The organism is Cognatishimia sp. SS12 (genome assembly GCF_028369055.1).
Taxonomy (GTDB): Bacteria; Pseudomonadota; Alphaproteobacteria; order Rhodobacterales; family Rhodobacteraceae; genus Cognatishimia.
Window position 1 is genome coordinate 37,384 of record NZ_JAQNCZ010000002.1, and the last position, 20,251, is coordinate 57,634.

At 59.4% G+C, this 20,251-nt stretch carries 22 protein-coding genes; 16 read left to right on the plus strand and 6 right to left on the minus strand.

Features of this window, described 5'->3' with window-relative positions; all coding sequences use genetic code 11:
- Nucleotides 1–9: 9 nt before the first annotated feature.
- Entirely contained in the window at nucleotides 10–594 is a 585-nt protein-coding gene (locus tag N6L24_RS04760; RefSeq protein WP_271843515.1) for an MlaC/ttg2D family ABC transporter substrate-binding protein, read from the minus strand.
- Between the two features lie 11 nt (nucleotides 595–605).
- Nucleotides 606–1,274 carry an MlaA family lipoprotein gene (locus tag N6L24_RS04765; protein ID WP_271843516.1) on the minus strand — a complete coding sequence of 223 codons (669 nt, stop codon included), beginning with the start codon at nucleotides 1,272–1,274 and terminating at the stop codon, nucleotides 606–608.
- A 257-nt stretch (nucleotides 1,275–1,531) separates the two neighbouring features.
- Between N6L24_RS04765 and N6L24_RS04770 the strand changes: the two genes are divergently transcribed.
- The 6 genes from N6L24_RS04770 (at nucleotide 1,532) to N6L24_RS04795 (ending at nucleotide 7,389) form a co-directional block, all read left to right on the plus strand.
- Nucleotides 1,532–3,265 carry a type I secretion system permease/ATPase gene (locus N6L24_RS04770; RefSeq protein WP_271843517.1) on the plus strand — a complete coding sequence of 578 codons (1,734 nt, stop codon included), beginning with the start codon at nucleotides 1,532–1,534 and terminating at the stop codon, nucleotides 3,263–3,265.
- A 23-nt stretch (nucleotides 3,266–3,288) separates the two neighbouring features.
- Nucleotides 3,289–4,569 carry an HlyD family type I secretion periplasmic adaptor subunit gene (locus N6L24_RS04775; RefSeq protein WP_271843518.1) on the plus strand — a complete coding sequence of 427 codons (1,281 nt, stop codon included), beginning with the start codon at nucleotides 3,289–3,291 and terminating at the stop codon, nucleotides 4,567–4,569.
- A gap of 75 nt (nucleotides 4,570–4,644) precedes the next feature.
- Nucleotides 4,645–5,106, plus strand: a complete 462-nt coding sequence (locus N6L24_RS04780; protein WP_271843519.1) for a RidA family protein — start codon at nucleotides 4,645–4,647, stop codon at nucleotides 5,104–5,106.
- A complete protein-coding gene (locus tag N6L24_RS04785) occupies nucleotides 5,103–5,870 on the plus strand; it encodes a glycerophosphodiester phosphodiesterase family protein (RefSeq protein ID WP_271843520.1) in 768 nt (255 codons plus the stop codon). Before N6L24_RS04780 ends, N6L24_RS04785 begins: the two co-directional genes overlap by 4 nt.
- Before the next feature lie 44 nt (nucleotides 5,871–5,914).
- Nucleotides 5,915–7,102 carry a GNAT family N-acetyltransferase gene (locus tag N6L24_RS04790; protein WP_271843521.1) on the plus strand — a complete coding sequence of 396 codons (1,188 nt, stop codon included), beginning with the start codon at nucleotides 5,915–5,917 and terminating at the stop codon, nucleotides 7,100–7,102.
- Nucleotides 7,099–7,389 (plus strand): 4a-hydroxytetrahydrobiopterin dehydratase, encoded by a 291-nt coding sequence (locus N6L24_RS04795; RefSeq protein ID WP_271843522.1) that lies wholly within the window; start codon nucleotides 7,099–7,101, stop codon nucleotides 7,387–7,389. The genes N6L24_RS04790 and N6L24_RS04795 overlap by 4 nt, the downstream gene beginning before the upstream one ends.
- A 49-nt stretch (nucleotides 7,390–7,438) precedes the next feature.
- Here N6L24_RS04795 and N6L24_RS04800 read toward each other — a convergent pair whose 3' ends face one another.
- The gene (locus N6L24_RS04800; protein ID WP_271843523.1) at nucleotides 7,439–7,927 is read right to left on the minus strand and encodes a peroxiredoxin; all 489 of its coding nucleotides are present in this window, start codon (nucleotides 7,925–7,927) and stop codon (nucleotides 7,439–7,441) included.
- An 81-nt stretch (nucleotides 7,928–8,008) separates the two neighbouring features.
- Here N6L24_RS04800 and N6L24_RS04805 point away from each other — a divergent pair, with 81 nt between their 5' ends.
- The 3 genes from N6L24_RS04805 (at nucleotide 8,009) to N6L24_RS04815 (ending at nucleotide 10,795) form a co-directional block, all read left to right on the plus strand.
- Entirely contained in the window at nucleotides 8,009–9,214 is a 1,206-nt protein-coding gene (locus N6L24_RS04805) for an NAD(P)/FAD-dependent oxidoreductase (protein WP_271843524.1), read from the plus strand.
- Nucleotides 9,211–9,774, plus strand: a complete 564-nt coding sequence (gene rsmD, locus N6L24_RS04810) for a 16S rRNA (guanine(966)-N(2))-methyltransferase RsmD (RefSeq protein ID WP_271843525.1) — start codon at nucleotides 9,211–9,213, stop codon at nucleotides 9,772–9,774. Before N6L24_RS04805 ends, rsmD begins: the two co-directional genes overlap by 4 nt.
- Before the next feature lie 160 nt (nucleotides 9,775–9,934).
- Nucleotides 9,935–10,795 (plus strand): DUF2189 domain-containing protein, encoded by an 861-nt coding sequence (locus N6L24_RS04815; RefSeq protein ID WP_271843526.1) that lies wholly within the window; start codon nucleotides 9,935–9,937, stop codon nucleotides 10,793–10,795.
- 51 nt (nucleotides 10,796–10,846) lie between these two features.
- Here the strand turns inward: N6L24_RS04815 and map are convergent, their stop codons facing one another.
- Complete coding sequence (gene map, locus N6L24_RS04820) at nucleotides 10,847–11,653, minus strand: type I methionyl aminopeptidase (RefSeq protein ID WP_271843527.1); 807 nt, start codon at nucleotides 11,651–11,653, stop codon at nucleotides 10,847–10,849.
- Between the two features lie 47 nt (nucleotides 11,654–11,700).
- The gene (sfsA, locus tag N6L24_RS04825; RefSeq protein ID WP_271843528.1) at nucleotides 11,701–12,426 is read right to left on the minus strand and encodes a DNA/RNA nuclease SfsA; all 726 of its coding nucleotides are present in this window, start codon (nucleotides 12,424–12,426) and stop codon (nucleotides 11,701–11,703) included.
- A 103-nt stretch (nucleotides 12,427–12,529) separates the two neighbouring features.
- On the opposite strand from sfsA, the gene N6L24_RS04830 reads away from it, so the two are divergent.
- The 5 genes from N6L24_RS04830 to N6L24_RS04850 are packed head-to-tail and all read left to right on the plus strand — an operon-like array spanning nucleotide 12,530 to nucleotide 16,095.
- Complete coding sequence (locus tag N6L24_RS04830; protein WP_271843529.1) at nucleotides 12,530–13,075, plus strand: TetR/AcrR family transcriptional regulator; 546 nt, start codon at nucleotides 12,530–12,532, stop codon at nucleotides 13,073–13,075.
- A 54-nt stretch (nucleotides 13,076–13,129) separates the two neighbouring features.
- Nucleotides 13,130–13,849 carry a competence/damage-inducible protein A gene (locus tag N6L24_RS04835; RefSeq protein WP_271843530.1) on the plus strand — a complete coding sequence of 240 codons (720 nt, stop codon included), beginning with the start codon at nucleotides 13,130–13,132 and terminating at the stop codon, nucleotides 13,847–13,849.
- Nucleotides 13,846–14,607: a GNAT family N-acetyltransferase gene (locus N6L24_RS04840; RefSeq protein WP_271843531.1), complete on the plus strand. Its 762-nt coding sequence runs from the start codon at nucleotides 13,846–13,848 to the stop codon at nucleotides 14,605–14,607. The genes N6L24_RS04835 and N6L24_RS04840 overlap by 4 nt, the downstream gene beginning before the upstream one ends.
- Nucleotides 14,576–15,148, plus strand: a complete 573-nt coding sequence (locus N6L24_RS04845; RefSeq protein ID WP_271843532.1) for a peroxidase-related enzyme — start codon at nucleotides 14,576–14,578, stop codon at nucleotides 15,146–15,148. Before N6L24_RS04840 ends, N6L24_RS04845 begins: the two co-directional genes overlap by 32 nt.
- Entirely contained in the window at nucleotides 15,145–16,095 is a 951-nt protein-coding gene (locus N6L24_RS04850) for an OmpA family protein (protein WP_271843533.1), read from the plus strand. The genes N6L24_RS04845 and N6L24_RS04850 overlap by 4 nt, the downstream gene beginning before the upstream one ends.
- A gap of 5 nt (nucleotides 16,096–16,100) precedes the next feature.
- Here the strand turns inward: N6L24_RS04850 and N6L24_RS04855 are convergent, their stop codons facing one another.
- Entirely contained in the window at nucleotides 16,101–18,263 is a 2,163-nt protein-coding gene (locus N6L24_RS04855; RefSeq protein ID WP_271843534.1) for a transglycosylase domain-containing protein, read from the minus strand.
- A 265-nt stretch (nucleotides 18,264–18,528) separates the two neighbouring features.
- Here N6L24_RS04855 and N6L24_RS04860 point away from each other — a divergent pair, with 265 nt between their 5' ends.
- A complete protein-coding gene (locus tag N6L24_RS04860) occupies nucleotides 18,529–18,867 on the plus strand; it encodes a P-II family nitrogen regulator (protein WP_271843535.1) in 339 nt (112 codons plus the stop codon).
- 28 nt (nucleotides 18,868–18,895) lie between these two features.
- Entirely contained in the window at nucleotides 18,896–20,227 is a 1,332-nt protein-coding gene (locus tag N6L24_RS04865; protein WP_271843536.1) for an ammonium transporter, read from the plus strand.
- The last annotated feature ends 24 nt before the right edge of the window (nucleotides 20,228–20,251 follow it).

Below are 20,251 nucleotides of genomic sequence, written 5' to 3' on the forward strand. Positions count from 1 at the left end.
CCGCGGGCCTCAGCCCGCTTTTTTCAGATCTGCGATCAACCCGTCGATATTGCCGCGGTTCTTATCCAGCATAGCGCCAATTTCGCTCTTTTCGGTCAGGCGCAGGCTGATGCCTTCGATCACCATGTCAAAGAACAGGTCTTTGCCGGATTTATCAGACACAAGAAAGTTCACGCCAAACGGCGATTGACCGGGCAGAATGGCGGTCGCCTGCACCTCAAAGAAGCTTTTGACCTGGCGCCCGCCGGTCACTTCGATCCGGCCACCCACAAATTCATTGAACCGCTTGCCATATTTGCGCGAGATATAGCCCGTGAAGGCCGACACATAAGCGCGCTCTTGGCTGGCAGACAGGCGGCGTGCATCCGCGCCCAGCGCAGAACGCGCGATGATGTTCACATCACCATAGCGCTTAAAAATCGCCTCAAAATCCGCGATCATGCCGGACAAGGATTTGCCCGAGGCAATCACCCGGTTGATATCGACGACAACCTTGTTCACCAAAACTTCTGCCTGCGCCGTGGTCAGCGCAAAGGCTTGCATCGGCAGCAGCGCCAGCGCTGCGGCAGATGCGATAAACTCACGTCGTTTCATTGCGTCACCTATTACTCTGCATAAGGATCGTCATATGGATCTAGATAGGTCGCCTCTGACGATCCGCCAAGTTCAAACCTGCGATTTTGCAAATAAAGAATGCGGGCCTGCGCATAGCTGTCAGCACTTTCATAGAGCACGGAATCGATAGTGCCCCGCAACTCATAGCGTTGCCCCATGCGGTCAGCGACATTTGCCACCGTGCCGATATATTTTTCCGGGCGCGGCAGAATGACAGAAACCGGATCCAGCGTGAAATCCAGAATGGTCCCGATGGTGTCGCGCTCTGTCGAGGGGCCAAGGAGCGGCAGCTCAACATAGGCACCTTCTTTCATGCCCCAAACATGAAACGTCTCGCCAAAATCGGTCTCGCGACGCGGCACATGAACTGCGGTGGCCGGATCGCCGATGCCGCCAAGGCCGAACACCGTGTTGAACACCAACCGAAAGCTATTGGCCCCCGCGCCCTTCAGGTCGCCCTGCAACAGGTTGTTCACGATATCGGCAGGCAGCGAAAGGTGATCGGAAAAGTTGGAAACCAAAAGGCGCGCATCTTCGTGCACGACCGTGCCATAGCCGTTGGAAACCGGCCTAAAGACAATCTTATCAACTTTACGGTTGAATTCATGGACCTTCCGATTCGACGCCTCTTGCGGGTCATAAATCGCGTCGGAGGACACAGATCCATCGTTTGCTGCACAGGCAGCAACCATCAGACAAGAAAGCGAAATAGCGATTGCACGACCGAAAGATGTCAGCCGGGCGCGGAAAAATGGCAGCACGGTAATTCTCAATTTAAGACTGTTGGTCCCCATTTAGTTTACAGCGAGGGCCCGGGTACACCCAGCTTAGTTTTCATCACGGCGATGTTGCAATGCAGTAACAGGCACTTTCCCGCCAAATAATTGCACAAATGCTCAGAAATTCGAAAGGCGGCATGACAGAGACAGCCTCATCATCTGGCAAGAAGGAATTGCAGAGCGCGCTCAGGCGCTATCGTGTGTATGTCTGGGCTGTCGCATTGTTCAGCGCGGTGGCGAATCTGCTGATGCTGACAGGGCCGCTGTACATGCTGCAGGTCTATGATCGTGTGCTCAGCAGTGGATCAGTTGAAACCCTCGTTGGCCTGACCCTGATTGTTGTGTTTCTCTACGTGATGATGGGCGCGCTGGACTATCTGCGTGGCCGGATCTTGGCCCGCGTGGCCGCGCGGCTTCAGACTCAGGTTGAGCAGCGCGTATTTCACGCCGCCCTTGCGCCCGCGCCACAGGGAAAACGGGCACAGGGCGATACGGCGCTTGCGGACTTAGAGGCGATCACCCGATTTCTCAGCTCCCCGGCCTGCATTGCGATTCTGGATCTGCCCTGGACACCAATTTTCCTGGCAGGGATTTCATTTTTTCACCCGCTGCTTGGCCTGCTGGCGCTCTGCGGCGGCGGCGTTTTGGTCTTATTCGCCATCCTGAACCAGATATTGACGCGCGGTCCAGCGGCAGAGGCGAGCCAAAGAACGCAACACGCCACCGCCCTGGCCGAACAGCAACGCAGCGAAGCTGAAATGCTGCGCAATCTGGGCATGCAAGCCAATGCTTTTGAACGGTGGCGACAGGCCCGGCAGAACGCCCGATCCGCAGACAGGCGCGCCTCTGACATGGGCGCGCGGTTTAATGCGCTTATCAAGGTCTGCCGCCTGATCCTGCAATCCGCGATGCTGGGACTTGGGGCCTATCTGGTCCTGCACGGCCAATTTTCTGCGGGTGCCATGATCGCAGGGTCGATCCTGCTGGGGCGTGCCTTGGCCCCGGTCGAGGCACTGATTGCCAATTGGCAAGTTTTGCAGCGGGCGCAGTCCGGCTGGGCGTCTTTGGCCCGTCTGTTGTCCCAACATCCGCCGCCTCGCAGGCCCATCGATCTGCCCAAACCCGGCGCAAATCTTGTGGTGGACGGGCTGACCATTGTGCCACCCGGCCAGACGCGCCCGACGCTTCGGTTGATTTCTTTTTCAATCACGCCGGGTCAGGCCGTGGGCGTCATTGGCCCTTCGGCCGCCGGGAAATCGACTCTGGCGCGGGCGATTACCGCCAACTGGGCCCCGGTGAGCGGCACGATACGGCTTGGCGGCGCTGCCCTTGATCAATACGCGCCCGAGGCGCTTAGCGAATATATCGGCTATCTGCCGCAGCGCGTTCAGCTCTTTGATGGCACCATCGCCGAGAATATCGCGCGCCTGTCCCCTGAAGCCGACGCCACCCGCGTCGTTGCCGCGGCAAAGCGGGCCGATGCCCATGACATGATTGTCGGTCTGCCGCACGGGTATGACACGCAGATCGACGCTGGGCGCGAGGCGCTTTCGGGCGGGCAGATCCAACGCATTGCCCTGGCGCGTGCGCTTTATTCCGAACCGCTCCTGGTGGTGCTGGATGAGCCGAATTCAAACCTCGACCACCCCGGGGCCGAGGCGCTGAACGCTGCGATCCGTGCGCTCAAGGCCGCGGGCCGCGCGGTGCTGATCATGGCGCATCGTCCCGCCGCCATTCGCGAATGCGATATGCTGATGCTACTGGATGGCGGCACCATGAAATCCTTTGGGCCGCGCGATACTGTCCTGCGTAATGTCGTCAGCAACCATACCGATGTGCAGCCCAATCAGGCCACGGGGCTCGCCGGCTGATGGCGCGGCGCGAGGCAGATCATATGCCACGTTTGGTGATCATGGGCCTTGTCCTGATCTGGGTGATGATCGGCGGCTTTGGGCTCTGGGCGGCCCAAACGCAGCTTGCCGCCGCCATCATCGCCGAAGGCACGTTGACCAGTTCGGCGGCGCGGCAGCTTGTTCAGCACCCCCAAGGCGGGCAAATTGCCGAATTGCGCATCGCCGAAGGGGATACAGTGCGCGCCGGGCAGCCCTTGCTGATCCTGCGTGGGCAGCGGCTCGCATCAGAGGTCAGCGTCATGGAGGGCCAGTTGTTTGAGCTTCTGGCGCGCCGCGCGCGGCTGGAAGCAGAGCGCGATGGGCTCAGCGCCCCGGTCTTTGCGCCCCGCTTGCTGCGCCGGGCGGCAACCCACCCCGACATTGACGAACTCATCAAAGGGCAAGCGCGGCTGTTCACTGCGCGCCGGGACAGTCTGCGCCAGACGCATATGCAGCTCACGCTCAAATTGGCCCAGATCGATGACCGCATGGCGGGCCTCACGGCACAGGAAACGGCACTTGATCGGCAATTCAACCTCATCAGCAAGGAACGGGCCTCGCAGAAAACCTTGCTGGAGCGCGGGCTGACACAGGCGGCACGGGTGCTGGCGCTGGAGCGTGAAGAGGCGCGCCTGGCCGGGCAGCGCGGCGAATTGCGCGCCGTCCGCGCGCAGGCCAAAGGACAATCCCGCGAAATCACCCTCGAAAGAGAACGTGCAACCGCCGCCTATCGAGAAGAGGCAATCACCACGCTGCGCGACCTGCAATACCGCGAGATCGAATTGACCGAACGCTTGTCCGATCTGCAAGATCGCGCGGGCGACAAAATCATCCGCGCGCCTGTTTCGGGCGTGGTACATGACCTGGCAGTGCACTCGGTGGGCGCTGTGATCCGCCCTGCCGACATCTTGATGGCCATTGTACCGCAAAACAAGCTGACCCTCGTCACCGTAAAACTCCCCCCCGCGCAGGCGGACCAGGCCTATGCTGGGCAACAGGTGGATGTCGTTTTTCCGGGCCTGGACCAGCGGCAAACATCCAAAATGACCGGAGAGGTCACGCGCATCTCTGCTGATGTGTTGGAGGATGCCCGCAGCGGCCAGCCCTATTACAGTGCCGAAATACGGCTGTCGGAGGCCGCGCTCGACGCCCTTCCCAGCGACGTTGCCCTGCGCCCCGGCATGCCGGTGCAAAGCTTTTTGAGGATCAAAGAGCGCTCCGCCCTGGCCTATCTGCTGGAACCCTTCACCAGCTATTTCGAAACAGCGTTTCGGGAAAACTAAGGTCGGTGACGTTTCGCCCTTCTCATTCATTTCGGCCCGCACTAGCCTGCGCGCAATTGCGAAGGAGAGTTCAACATGAGCGGTTTTGAAACCAAATTGGCCGAAATGGGCATCACCCTGCCTGACGCGCCTGCGCCTGCTGCCAACTATGTGCCCTATGTTCAGGTCGGTGACTTGGTGCATGTCTCTGGGCAGATTCCCGTGACCGCTAATGGCATGATCATCGGCAAACTCGGTGACACGATGGATACCGAAGCAGGCGCAGAAGCAGCAAAAACCTGCGCCATTGCGCTGCTCGCGCAGGTCAAGGCGGCCTGCGGCGGCGATCTAGATCGACTGGTGCGCGTGGTCAAACTGGTCGGCTTTGTCAATTCGACCCCCGCATTTGGCGATCAGCCCAAGGTCATCAACGGCGCATCCGATTTCCTGGCCGAAGCGTTGGGCGACGCAGGGCGGCACGCCCGATCTGCCGTCTCCGCGGCCGCGCTGCCTTTTGGGGTCGCTGTGGAAATCGAAGGCATTTTCCAGATCAAATGACCCAGCTCGATCCCGGGTTTCTCAAACATCCCATCGCGCATCGCGCGCTGCATGATGTGTCAGACGGGCGGCCAGAAAACAGTCGCGCGGCGATCCGCGCGGCCATCGCCGCAGGTTACGGCATCGAAATCGATCTGCAGCCCGCGCAGGATGGCACGCCGATGGTGTTTCATGACTATGGGCTGGAGCGGCTGGCGCAGGGCACCGGCCGCATTCGCAACACCACCGTGGCAGACCTCAGCACCATCCGGCTCAAAGGGGGCGATGAAACAATCCCCACACTTGCCGAGGTGCTGACACTGGTGGATGGGCAGGTGCCGCTGCTGATCGAGTTCAAGGACCAGGACGGGCAGATGGGCCCGAACGTGGGCGATCTGGAAACCAAGGCTGCGGAGGTGTTGCGGGAGTATTCTGGCCCGCTTGCGGTGATGTCATTTAACCCGCATTCGGTTGCGAAACTCGCCGAGGTGCTGCCCGATGTACCGCGTGGCCTTGTGACCAGCGCCTATGATCCGGCAAATTGGTCCCCCCTGCCCGCTACGGTCTGCACCCGTTTGCGCGCCATCCCGGATTATGAGGCCGTTGGCGCATGTTTCATCAGCCATGAGGTCGCCGATCTGGCCCGGCCGCGTGTGGCTGCGCTGAAAGCGGCCGGGGCGCATATCCTGTGCTGGACCGTCAAAAGCCCCGAAAACGAGGCAGAAGCGCGCAAGATTGCAGAAAACATCACCTTTGAACAATATCTTGCCGCCCATCCGGCTTGATTAAGCAAGCGGCGGGGCCAACTATGGAATGGCAGGGGGCAGACATGCGCGATACCGCCATCACCATTGAGGTTCATCCAAGCCTGAAAGGCATTCCGGCGAGCGATTGGGATGCCTGCGCAGACCCGGCGGCGCGCGCCGGACAGCGCCCGCTTGATCCCTTTACCACCCACCGCTTTCTGCTGGCGCTGGAAGACAGCGGGTCGGTTGGTCCGGGCACGGGCTGGCAGCCGCAATATCTTGCGGCGTATACCGAGCATCAGCTGATCGCCTGCGCACCGCTTTATGCCAAGGGTCACAGCCAGGGCGAATATATCTTTGATCATAACTGGGCCCATGCCTATGAGAACGCCGGCGGGCGCTATTATCCGAAGCTGCAGATTGCTGTCCCCTTTACCCCGGCCACCGGGCGGCGCTTTCTGGTCAGGCCGGGCTTTGAAGACATCGGAATGGCAGCATTGATGCAAGGCGCGGTCGAGATCGCGAACCGAAATCAGCTCAGCTCGTTGCATGCAACGTTTTGCACCGCCGCCGAGGTCGAGACCGGCGCATCGCTGGGGCTCATGCATCGCCGGGGCCAGCAATTTCACTGGACCAATGCCGACTATCCAAATTTTGATGCGTTCCTCGCCAGCCTCAATTCGCGCAAACGCAAAACCATCCGCAAAGAACGTGCACGGGCGCAGCGCTTTGGTGGCGAGCTGCGGCACTATACCGGGGACCAAATTCAGCCGGAACATTGGGACGCCATCTGGACGTTCTATCAGGACACCGGCAGCCGAAAATGGGGATCACCCTATCTGACGCGGGCGTTCTTTGACATCATGCATGAGACCATGCGCGATGACATCCTGCTGGTTCTGGCAGAACGTCACGGCAGCCCTATCGCCGGGGCCATGAATTTCATCGGGCGTGACACGTTGTTTGGTCGCTATTGGGGCTGTATCGAACATCATGACTGCCTGCATTTCGAAGTCTGCTATTATCAGGCGATGGACTGGGCGATTGCCCATGGGCTTGCCAAGGTGGAGGCCGGCGCGCAGGGCGAACACAAACTAGCGCGCGGCTATTTGCCTGCAGAAACCCACTCATTGCATTGGATCGCTGATCCGGGATTTGCCGAAGCCATTGACAGATATCTGGTCGCAGAGCGGGAGGCCGTCAGCGAAGAGATCGAAGTGATGACCCGCTTTGGGCCGTTTCGCAACGAACACCGGGAGGAACAGGAATGACCGAAATTCTGAGCACCGCAGCGCGCGACGCCATGCTTGGCCCGCTTTTGGACAGTGGCTGGTCTGTGCTGGAAGATCGGGATGCCATCAGCAAGACCTTCACGTTTGAGAACTTTGTTGAGGCCTTTGGCTGGATGACCCAAGCTGCGATCTGGGCCGAAAAGTGGAACCATCATCCAGAATGGTGCAACACCTACAACAAGGTCACGGTTGTGCTGACCACGCATGATGTGGGCGGGCTGTCCGCGCAGGATGTGAAACTGGCGCGCAAAATGAACAGCCTATGAAAAACGGCGCATAACGCGCCGTTAGTCTAAAGTCGTTTCTCTGGGCCCGTTAGAGCGCGGCAACCATCGAGTCGCCCGAAGAAATGTCGCAGGTGCCGGGGGTTTCTTCGGCTTCAATGGCTTTGACCACACCGTCTTCGGCCACCAACGCATAGCGTTTTGAACGATCGTGAAAGCCAATGTCAGGGGCCGAAAAATTCATGCCTGCGGCTTTGGTGAACTCGCTTTTGACATCCGCCAACGACACAATGCCCGCGTCGTTTGCGCCGGTTTGCTTTTCCCAGGCGGCCACAACAAACGGATCATTGACCGACAGGCAGATGACTTCGTCCACGCCTTTGGCCTTCAGCGCATCCATATTGCGAATAAAGCTGGGCACATGCGCGGTCGAGCAGGTACCTGTAAAGGCCCCTGGCAGACCAAATAGCACCACCTTGCGACCTGCGGTCAGGCTTGAGAGTGCCACGCTTTCCGGGCCATTTGCCCCAAGGCGTGAGAGGGTGGCGTCTGGCAATTTACCCCCGATAGTAATGGTCACTTGGCATCTCCTGTTTGCGTTACCTAGACCTCGGATATAGGGTCTGCGATCAAAGCGGCAAGGAAAAACATAGGGTAAGTCATGACGCATGTCATCGTGGTGGGGGCCGGGCAGGCCGGGGCATCCTGCGTTGCAAAGCTGCGCAACGACGGGTTTGACGGGCAGATCACATTGATCGGTGCCGAAACCGCGCTGCCTTATCAGCGCCCGCCGCTGTCCAAGGCCTATTTGCTGGGCGATATGGCGTTGGACCGGCTCTATCTCAGGCCGCGCTCTTTTTATGACGAACAGAATATCGATCTGCGCCTTGGCCAGACCGTGACGGACATCGACGCCGGGCAGCAGGTTCTGAGGGTGGGGGATGATACGCTGAACTATGATCACCTTGTGCTGACCACCGGATCAACGCCGCGCGCCTTGCCCGCCGCCATCGGTGGCGATCTGGAGGGCGTTTATACCGTCCGTGACCTAGCGGATGCCGATGCGATGGCACCGCAATTTCAGGCCGGAAAACACGCGCTGATTGTGGGCGGCGGTTACATTGGCCTCGAAGCGGCGGCGGTGGCCGCGCAAAAAGGGCTGGAGGTCACATTGGTTGAAATGGCACCGCGTATCCTGCAGCGTGTGGCGGCCAAAGAAACCTCAGACTATTTCCGCGCATTGCACCAAGCGCATGGGGTGACGATCTTGGAAAACACCGGACTTGCGCGGCTGACGGGCCCCGCACATGTCACCGCCGCAGAATTGAGTGACGGCCAAAAACTTGAGGTTGATTTTGTCATTGTGGGCGTCGGGATTGCCCCCAATACCGCGTTGGCCGAAGCCGCTGGCTGCGCGCTCAACAATGGCATTGCCACCGATGAATACGGTGCAACAAGTATCGCCAACATCTGGGCCGCGGGCGATTGCGCCTCTTTCCCTTACCGGGGGCAGCGCATTCGCCTCGAAAGCGTACCAAATGCGATTGATCAGGCAGAATGTGTCGCGGCCAACATCATGGGCCACCAAAAATCCTATGTCGCCAAACCATGGTTCTGGTCCGATCAATATGACGTCAAACTGCAAATCGCGGGGCTTAATTCGGGGTATGATCACGTCATCAGCCGACCCGGCGCGGGCAGCGCCTCTTTCTGGTATTACGCAGGCCCGCAGCTCTTGGCGGTCGATGCCATGAACGCCCCGCGCGATTACATGATCGGCAAACGCCTGATCGAAGCGGGGAAATCGCCCGATCCGACCGTCCTTTCGGATCCGAACACGGACCTGAAAGCGCTGCTCAAAGCATGAGGATCATCGCAGGTACATATCGCGGGGTTGCCCTGGCATCGCTCGGCAAAGGCGATGCAGGCGCGCATTTGCGCCCCACGACGGACCGCGTGCGCGAAAGCCTGTTTAACGTGCTTATGGGCGGCAAATTTGGCGACCCGATTTCGGATGCGCATGTGCTCGATCTTTTTGCGGGCACCGGTGCCTTGGGTCTTGAGGCGCTGTCGCGCGGTGCCGCCAGCGTCACATTTGTCGATGATGGCCGCAAATCCCAGAGCCTTCTGCGCCAGAACATCAAAATCACCCGCAGTCAGGCGCAGACCACCCTGATTGCGCGCGATGCCAGACGGTTGCCTGTGCGCGATGGTGCGCCGTTTGATTTGGTGTTTCTTGACCCGCCCTATGGCAAAGGGTTGGGGCAAGCGGCGCTTGCCGTGCTGCGTGCGGGGGGCTGGCTCGCGCCCGAGGCTCTGATTGTTTTTGAAGAGAACGCACCGCAACTTGCGCCCGAGGGTTTCGCGCTTTTGGATCAGCGCAAATATGGCGATACCCACGTGACTTTTCTGGAAATGCACCGCTAACAGCGCTGTCGCGCCATCGTGATCACAAATCTGCTGTCATGTGCTACACTTAGCGCAGATCGCGGGCCGTCGGGTTGTGAGCGGACACGCACAAAAAGCATCGCTGTCTCAGCGGACACCTCGTCACAATGGCCTGCTTGTCCATGACAAGGAGGAGAACATGGTAGACACGATCGGCAATCCACTGTCCTGGGGGGCAAAAACCCTTGGCAGCGCCTCGCGCTCGGCGAGCGACGTTGCAACGCATCTGGGCGGCACTGTTGGGGCGCAGCCAAACATACAGGTCCTCAGCTGGCACCACGTCAAAACCGCGCTGCGGCTGGGCTGGCGGGATGTCATGCAATTTCGCAGCGATGTGCTTGCGCTATGTCTGGTGTACCCGGTCATAGGGATCGCGCTGGTCTACCTGGCGTTTGAGCAAGCGCTCTTGCCAATGCTCTTCCCGCTGGCCGCCGGGTTCGCGCTGCTTGGTCCGGTGGCGTCCATTGGCATGTATGAAATCAGTCGACAAAACGAAGGTACCGGCCGGGCCAATTGGGGGGCTGCCTTTGACGCGCTGCGCATGCGCGTCGTGGGCCCGGTGATGATGCTGGGACTCTTCCTGCTCTTCTGGTTCATGCTGTGGATGGCTGCCGCTTTTGCGATTTACAGCGTGACACTCGGCCCTGCGATGCCGCAAAGCACCGCAGCGTTTGTTAGTAGCGTGTTCACCACATCGGCAGGCTGGGCGATGATTGTCCTTGGCATGGCGGTTGGGGCCGGTTTTGCGGTGGTGGTCCTCATCGTGGCGGCCATCAGCTTTCCGATGCTGATTGATCGCCCTGTGGGCCTGCCGCAAGCGGTCATCACCTCGGCCAAGGTGTTCAAAACGAACCCCGTGATCATGCTAGGCTGGGGAGCCATCGTGGCGGCCTTATTGGCGCTGGCGTCGGTGCCGGTCTTTTTAGGTTTGGTTCTGGTCTTGCCGCTTCTGGGCCATGCCACCTGGCATCTTTATCGTTTTGCCATCGACTATGACTGACACACAAAAGGGCGCGACCTGCGCGCCCTTTGAATCCGGCCCCTGAAAGGATCAGGCGTAGGTCGGATGAAACTTGCCGGCTGGGGAGAGTGTAAAAATCTCAACCCCGCCTGATGTCACGCCCACCGAATGCTCAAACTGCGCAGACAGTGACTTGTCGCGTGTGACCGCTGTCCAGTCGTCCGCCAGCACTTTGGTTTCCGGGCGGCCAAGATTCACCATCGGTTCAATGGTAAAAAACATCCCTTCTTCCAGAACCGGACCGGTGCCAGGGCGACCGTAATGCAGCACATTAGGGGGCGAGTGGAACACCCGGCCTAGCCCGTGCCCGCAAAAATCACGCACCACGCTCATGCGGTTTCCTTCAGCATAGGACTGGATCGCATGTCCGATATCGCCAAAGGTATTGCCCGGCTTCACCGCCTCAATCCCTTTCATGAGCGCATCATGTGTCACCTGAATCAGCCGCTCGCATTTGCGCGACAGCTTCCCAGCCACATACATGCGGCTGGAATCGCCGTACCACCCATCAACGATGGTGGTCACATCGATATTCAGAATGTCACCATCCTTCAGCTTTTTGTCGCCGGGGATGCCATGGCAGACCACGTGGTTGACCGAAATGCAGCTCGCGTGCTGATAGCCTTTGTAACCGATGGTCGCCGAGGTCGCGCCCGCTTCGTTCACCTTATCGGTGATAATACGATCGATTTCGCCGGTGGTCTGACCGGGGAAAACATGTTCGGCAATCTCGTCCAGAATGCGTGCTGTCAGCGCGCCGGCCTTGTGCATGCCTGCATAATCCACCTCTTGGTGGATCGTGATCCCGTCGCGGGTTTTGCCGGCCCTGCCAATCATAGAGCGTCTCCGAGTCCTGTCATACGTTTTGACCTATTTAGGCGACCTTACCGCAAAGAACCAGAGGGGCTGCGTTCAAATGGCACGCGCTTGCCGATCAGAATCTCTTGCGGTGAAATCCGGCAATCATAGGCCAACACCTCAACCCCCGCCGCAATCGCGCGGTCAAATGCAGCCGCATAGGTCGGATCGATATCCTCGGCCAGCGTGACCTGCGCCACATCCGTTCGCTGCACCAGATAGAACATCATGGCGCGCTGCCCGCTTTGGGCAACCTCTGTCAGTTCTGCCAGATGTTTGGCCCCGCGCGCGGTCACACTATCGGGAAACTCGCCCAAACCCGGCGCGCGCAACAGTGTGACGCATTTGACCTCCAGATAGAGATCGGGCGCGCCCGTACGCTGCAGCAGAAAATCAATGCGGCTGTTCTGTCCATATTTTACCTCGGGCCGCACCGTCGCATAGTCGGCGAGCTCGGCAATTTCGCCAGCTTGCAAGGCCGCCTTGAGCGCCCGGTTTGGCACAGAGGTGTCCACGCCCGTAAAATGCCCATCCGCATGTTCCACCAAACGCCACCCATATTTGAGCTTTTTGCGCGGGTCATCGTTTGGCTCGAGCCAAATGCGCATCCCGGGGTCTTTCAACCCCAGCATCGAGCCTGGATTGGCACAATGCGCCGTGACCTCGCGACCATCCTCAAGGCGGACATCAGCGAGAAAACGTTTGTAGCGACGCAGCAACGTGGCGGGGATCAAGGGCTGTGCAAAAACCATAAGTCTGGCTAACCCAGCACATCGAAAATGCAAAGAGCCGCATTGGGTATTTGCCCGGGCCGAAAAAATGCCTATCTAGGCATAGGTAAACAAAGGACATCCCATGCCATCCAGCGACACCGCCGAGAAAATCCTTGATATCGCCGAACGCGCCGCGCGCCAGGGCGGGTATAATGCGTTTTCCTTTCGCGATATCGCCGCCGAAATCGGGATCAAATCTGCCTCAGTGCATTATCACTTTCCCACCAAGGAAGCACTCGGCGAAGCTTTGGCCGCGCGTTACACTGATCGTTTTCTTGCGGCGCTTGGCTCGCCCACTGACGCGGCGCCAGATGTCATGATCCGTCGATATATCGAGGCCTTTTCAAATGCGCTGAAGAACGACGGTCTGATGTGCCTGTGCGGCATGTTCGGCGCTGAAATCGAAGGGTTGCCAAGACCCGTCGCAAAAACAACGCGCGATTTTTTTGCGCGCAATTTTGTCTGGCTGCGGGCCGTCTATGCCAGTCAGGGCCAAACGAGCGAGCGATCAAAGGCCGCCGCTGCGCAGTTGATCGCCATTCTGGAGGGCGCGGTGATCCTGGCGCGTGCGATGGATGATCACACGCTGTTTGACGCTGCGACGGCCGATCTGACAGGCGCAAAATAACTTGCCCCGCCGCGCCGTCAGGGTATCTTGCGGCCAAACCACCGGAGACCAGCGATGCCCAACCCCACAGCCGCCATGCTCGTCATCGGAGACGAAATATTGTCCGGTCGCACCCGGGATGCCAATGCGCATTATCTGGCGCAAGAGCTTGCCAAACGCGGGATTGATTTGCTTGAGATCCGCGTTGTGCGCGATGAAGCCCCGGCCATTGTCTCAGCGGTGCGCGCCTTGTCCTCTGCGGTGGATCACCTGTTCACATCCGGTGGCATCGGGCCGACGCATGATGACATAACCGCAGACTGTATCGCCGCGGCCTTTGCGACGCCAATCGACGTGCGCGATGATGCACGGGCGCTATTGCAGGCGCATTACGACCAGACGGGCAAAGAATTGAACGCCGCGCGCCTCAGAATGGCGCGCATTCCCGATGGCGCGACGCTGATTGACAACCCTGTCTCGATTGCACCGGGGTTCACCTTGCAGAATGTCCATGTCATGGCCGGCGTCCCCTCGGTGTTTCAGGCCATGGTGGCCAGCGTTCTGGCGACCGTATCAGGCGGCGCGGCGCTCTATTCGCAATCTGTGCGTGTTGATCGGGGCGAAGGCGATATCGCCGGCCCTCTCGCAGAGTTGGCGCGGGCCTTCCCAGAGGTATCCATCGGCTCCTATCCGTTTCAGGAAAACGGGGCCTATGGGTCCAATATCGTCGTGCGCTGCGCTGATGCAGCGGCGGTCGACGCCGCGGTCCTGAAGCTGACCAATCTTTTTTCATGAGCAGCGCCCCCCTTGACGCGGTTTTTGCTGCCCTGGACGCCACCTGGCCTGCCGCCGCGCAGTTTGACTGCGGCGGCTGCACCCTACGCGATGGGCAAGGCGGCGGAAAACGTGTGTCTGCGGCGACACTCGCGGGCCCTCAGTCCGACGTTGATCTTGGCCGGGCGGCCAAGGCAATGCGCGCCCTTGGTCAAACCCCGCTGTTTCAAGTGCGCAACGATCAGCGCGCCTTGGACATGCGGCTGGAACAGGCCGGATACCTGCGCGCTGATCCAAGCGTGATCTACGCAGCCCCCGCCCGCGCCCTTGCTACCGAACTGCCGCCGCGCACCGTTGCCATCCCGGCATGGGAGCCTTTGAAAATCATGGAAGACATCTGGTCGCGGGGCGGCATCGGCCCTGATCGGATCGAAATCATGCGCCGCGCGCCCTTTCCAAAGACTGGTCTCATCAGCCGGTGGCAGGACAGCCCGGCGGGCACCGGGTTTGTCGCGCGGCACCAGAATATCGCCATGCTGCATGCTTTGGAAATTTTGCCGGAATATCGCGGCAAGGGGCTGGGCCGCTGGGCCGTCAGGCGTGCAGCTTTCTGGGCCTTGGCCAATGGGGCCGAAACGCTCTGCGTCATTTGCACCGAGGCAAATGACGCAGCGAATGGCTTGTATTCGTCTCTCGGCATGGATGTGATCGGATCGTATCACTATCGTAGCCTGCCAGAGGACCCACATGACCGCCACCGCCACACCAACCGCACTTGATCTGCCCATCGTCTCGCCGCTGCCCGAAGAAACTCAGGCCTATTTTGACCTTTGCGCAGAAAAGCTCGGTCTTATTCCAAACGTGCTCAAGGCCTATGCGTTTGACATCGAAAAGCTGAATGCCTTCACCGGCATCTACAACAACCTGATGCTGGCCGAGAGCGGCCTAAGCAAACTTGAACGCGAGATGATTGCAGTGGTCGTCAGCGCAATCAACAAATGCGTTTACTGCCTTGTGGCCCATGGTGCGGCGGTGCGGCAGCTATCGGGCAACCCGGCATTGGGCGAACAACTGGTGATGAATTATCGCGTGGCCGACCTGAGCCAAAAGCAGCGCGCCATGCTGGACTTTGCCGCCTTGATGACAACCGCAAGCGCCACGATCGAGGACCAGGACCGACAAAAATTGCGTGACGTGGGCTTTACGGATCGCGATATTTGGGACATTGCCAATGTTGCAGGCTTTTTCAACATGTCCAACCGTGTGGCCAGCGCCACGATGATGCAACCCAACCCTGAGTACCACGCACAGTTCCGATGATCCGAATTTTTGGCCTTGTCGCAGTCTTCCTCTTTCCCGGCACGCTGGGCGCATTGGAAATTTCAATGCCAGCGGGCAGTTTTCTGACGGTTGATAAAGTGACCGAACAGGGCAGCTATGATGTGCCCACGGGTCGGTTCGCTGACGGGCATCTGCCCAGCCTGCCGATGACCGGCTATGTTTCGCGCCAGATCTGGCAGCTTGATGGGCAGCGTATTGCGACCGAACAATTGATCGAACCGTTGCGGCGCCAGGCCCTGGCGGCGGGCTTTGATGTGCTCTTGGATTGCGACGCAAGCAGCTGCGGCGGGTTCGATTTTCGGTTTGCAACCGAGGTGCTACCTGCGCCAGAGATGTTTGTTGATCTGATCGACTATCGTTTCTTTTCTGCGCGGCGCGACACGGAGGCCGGCAAAGAAGCACTCAGCGTTTTGGTCAGTCGCACCGATCGCGCCGGGCTGATCCAGCTGATCGCGGTGCAGCCGGGCGCTGAGAGCCTTGCGCTGTCGCTGGCTAAGGACACTGCTGCCCCGACCCTGCCACCGGCCAGTGTCGCAAACCCCGCCATCCCCGGTGACGTCGCCAAGGCGCTGGACGTGGGCGGACATGCGATCCTGCATGATCTGGCCTTTGAAACCGGATCAGCGGTGCTTGAGGATCGCGATTTTGCCTCGCTGAATGCGCTCGCGGCCTATCTGGCAGATCACCCAAATCTGCGCATCGCGCTGGTGGGGCACACCGACAATGTCGGGGCCCTGGAAAACAATATCGCCCTTTCGGAAAAACGAGCCACCGCAGTCCGTGACCACCTGGTCACCAATCACGGCGTCGCCCTCTCGCAACTCGAAGCGCAGGGCGTCGGCTATCTGGCACCCGTGGCGTCCAATCTGACTGACGCGGGCCGCACCGCCAACCGCCGAGTCGAAGCGGTTGTGCTTGGCAACTAGCGCCGTCAATTCACGCCCAGCAGGCCTTTCAGCAATTGCTCCAGCACATTCTCGCGGTTGTTGCGCCGCGGCGTCGTGGCCTGCGGCGGCGCTGGTTTGCGTTTCGGCGTAAAGGCAGGCAGCGGACGCGGCGACATCCCGTCGGTAATGCGCACCATGGCTTCGTGCCAGATTTCGGCGGGCAGGCCACCGCCTGTGACGCCCGTCAGCGGGGTGTTATCGTCATAGCCCATCCAGACGCCGACGACATAATCTGCGGTGAACCCAATGAACCAGGCGTCTTTGGCGGCGCTTGTGGTGCCGGTCTTACCCGCAATTTCCCAGCCCGCGATCTTGGCGCGCGACCCGGTGCCCTGCGAGACAACTTTTTCCATCATATAGATCAGCTCGCGCGCGGCGTCGTCGCTGATCACCCGCTCACCAATGCCGCCGCCCGAGCCCATCATCGGCTCGGTATCGCCCTGCAAGCGCAGTTCCACCAGACCATAGGGCGTCACCGAAGAGCCACCGTTCAGAATACCGGCGTAGGCACCCGTCATTTCCAGCAGCGAGGCCTCGGAGGCGCCCAGCGCCAGCGCCGGACCGTTGGCCAGATCGCTGACGATGCCGAAATCTTCCGCCACTTTGCGTACGTTGTCGCGCCCGACCGCCTCGGAGATTTTCACCGCTGGCACGTTCAGAGAATTCTGCAGCGCCCATTCTAGGGACACCTGGCCATAATGCTTGTTGGTGTAATTGCGCGGGCACCATTGGCCGGAGCCGGGGATATTCAGACAATAAGGTTCATCCAGCACCGTATCGACATGGGAATAGCCCAGATCAAGCGCGGTTGCGTAGACAAAGGGTTTGAAAGCCGAGCCTGTCTGGCGTTTGGCCTGCACCGCGCGATTGAAGGCACCCGACACTTTGGTCTTGCGCCCCCCCACCATGGCGCGCACGGCGCCATCGGCGGACATCACCACAATCGCCGCTTCCGCTTTGGAGCCTTCGCGCACCTTATTGTCAAATACCCAGCGCAGCCCCTCTTCGGCCGCTTTTTGAATCCGGCGATCAAGCGTGGTGGAGATCACCACGTCTTCGGTGGTGTTCTTGGTAAAGAACTCCGGTCCCGTGCTCATCACCCAATCGGCAAAATACCCGCCCGCCTTGGCCTGCGCCACCTGCGAAAGCTCGGCTGGATTGTTCTGCCAGCGCTTGGTTTCCGCATCATCCAGAAACCCCTGCTCGTTCATCAGGCGCAAGACCGTTGCCGCGCGCGCCTGCGAACGTTCAATGTCATTGGTGGGCGCGAGCCGTGTTGGCGCGGTCAAAAGCCCCGCGATCATCGCGCTTTCTGCCGGGTTCAGCTGCACCGCCTCTTTGCCAAAATAAATCTGTGCTGCGGCTTCGGCCCCATAAGCCCCCCCGCCCATATAAGCGCGGTTGAGATAGATCGACAGAATGTCGTTCTTGGAATATTTCGCCTCCATCGCCAGCGAATAAATCGCCTCTTTGATCTTGCGTGCCATCGAGGTGCGGCGGCAATCGGCGACATACGCTGCCTCGTTTTTCCAAACGGATTTGTCGTACTCAACACCAAGGCAAAGCAGTTTTGCGGTCTGTTGGGTAATGGTGGAGCCGCCGTGGCCAGACAGGGGGCCGCGTCCTTCGCGCAAGTTGATGCGCACGGCAGAGGCGATGCCGCGTGGGCTGACGCCGATATGCTGGTGGAAGCGTTTGTCTTCTGTGGCGATGACGGCGTTTTTCAGATGCGGCGACACGGTGGAGGCCCGCACAACCCCGCCAAACTGATCGCCACGCCAGGCAAACACTTCGTTGTTGCGATCCAGAAGCGTCACCGACCCCTGCGCCCGACCATCCAGCAAAGCCGTGACATCCGGCAGCTGAAGATACACATAGCCAACTGCCGCGCCGATGATCAGCATCACAATCGCCGCGCTGCGCCAGACAAGCGACCAAATCAGATGCAGCACCCAGCCAATCAGATTGCGAAAGAACCCAAGGATCCCCGTGCGCTTGGGCGCGGATTTGCGGCGCGCCGCCCCGCGCCGACGTTTGTTGGCCCCGGACTTGGGCTTTTTCGGAGCAGCTTTCTTGGTGGTGGTGCGGCTTTTGCCATAGCGCTTTTCGGCCACCAAAGGTGGTTTACGTCGTTTGGAATCGCTCATCTTTCGGCCTGCTCACGTCTGTTGTTGGGCGCAGTTTAACCAACCTATTGGCAAATGTAGAGCGGATCTGACAGGGAGAAACCCTTCTAAAACTGCCTATATTTTAATCGACAATCATGTTTTGTGCAAAAAATGTGCGTTTATTGCGCATATGCTGAGCAATTTTGCAGCGTTTTGCTTCGGTTTGCGGCGCATAGGCGGTTTTCTGCGACGGCAAGCGCAAGCTTTGCGCAAAAGGCTAACAGCCAGTGGAAAGGGGATCAGTGTGAAACTGATTATTGCAACGATCAAACCATTCAAGCTGGAGGAGGTCCGCGAGGCGCTGACTGACATCGGTGTACGTGGTCTCATGGTAACAGAAATCAAGGGTTTCGGTGCTCAGTCGGGCCATACCGAAATCTATCGTGGCGCGGAATACACCGTGAATTTCGTGCCCAAGGTCAAACTGGAGCTCGTTGTCGCTGCCTCCATGGTTGACCAGGTTGTCGAAACCATCAGCAACACCGCCCGTACCGGCAAGATCGGCGACGGCAAAATCTTTGTTCTGGACGTGGCGCAGGCTGTGCGTGTGCGGACCGGCGAAACCAACGAGGACGCGCTATAAAGCGCGCCAGGGAAAGGGACTTCTATCAATGAAACTCGCAAGCAAAATCGGGCTGGCCAGCGCTCTGGTCGCACTGCCTTCGCTGGCGCTCGCGCAGGACGCCACCCCCGGCGTCGACGCATCCAGTGACTCCATCTTTATTCTTAACTCGCTGCTGTTCCTGGTCGGCGGCTTCCTGGTCTTCTGGATGGCGGCTGGTTTCGCCATGCTCGAAGCGGGCCTGGTGCGCGGTAAAAACGTGACCATGCAGCTGACCAAAAACATCGCGCTCTTCTCTCTTGCCGCGATCTTTTACTATCTGATCGGCTACAACCTGATGTACCCGCTGGGCACATGGTCGGTTGACGGCGTTCTGTCTGGCGTCTGGGGCCCAGGTGTTCTGGAAGACGTTGGCGTAGGCCGTGACGGCGCGGATGACTACGGTTATGCCTCCACCGGCTCTGACTTCTTCTTCCAGCTGATGTTCTGTGCCACCACCGCGTCCATCGTGTCCGGTACTTTGGCTGAGCGTATCAAACTGTGGCCATTCCTGATCTTCACGATCGTTCTGACAGCCATCATCTACCCACTTCAGGCTTCCTGGAAATGGGGCGGTGGTTTCCTTGACGAAGCGGGCTTCCTGGACTTCGCAGGGTCGACTGTTGTGCACTCTGTAGGTGGCTGGGCCGCTCTGACCGGTGCCATCATCCTTGGCCCACGTATCGGCAAGTACAAAGACGGCAAAACCATCCCAATGCCAGGTTCCAACCTGACACTGGCGACCCTGGGTACATTCATCCTGTGGCTCGGTTGGTTCGGCTTCAACGGCGGCTCTCAGCTGGCGATGGGCACAGTCGGCGACGTTGCAGACGTATCGCGCATCTTTGCCAACACCAACACAGCGGCTGCTGGTGGTGCAATCGCGGCGCTGCTGCTGACACAGTTCATGTACAAAAAGCCTGACCTGACCATGGTTCTCAACGGTGCACTGGCGGGCCTCGTCTCGATCACTGCTGAGCCTCTGACACCAACCCTGGGCGGCGCGACCTTGATCGGTGCTGTTGGCGGTGTAATCGTGGTCTTCGCGGTTCCAATGCTGGACAAGCTGAAAATCGACGACGTTGTGGGCGCAATCCCTGTGCACCTGGTCGCCGGTATCTGGGGCACAATCGCGGTTGTCTTCACCAACGGTGATGCGTCTCTGGGCACGCAGCTTTACTCCATCGTTGTGGTTGGTCTCTTCACCATCGTGACCTCCGGTGTGGTCTGGTTCATCCTGAAAGCCACCATGGGTATCCGCGTAACCGAGGAAGACGAAATCAACGGTCTGGATATGGCGGAGCTGGGTATGGAAGCTTACCCAGAGTTCTCCAAAGGCTAAGACCTTCGGACAGTGAATTGAGAA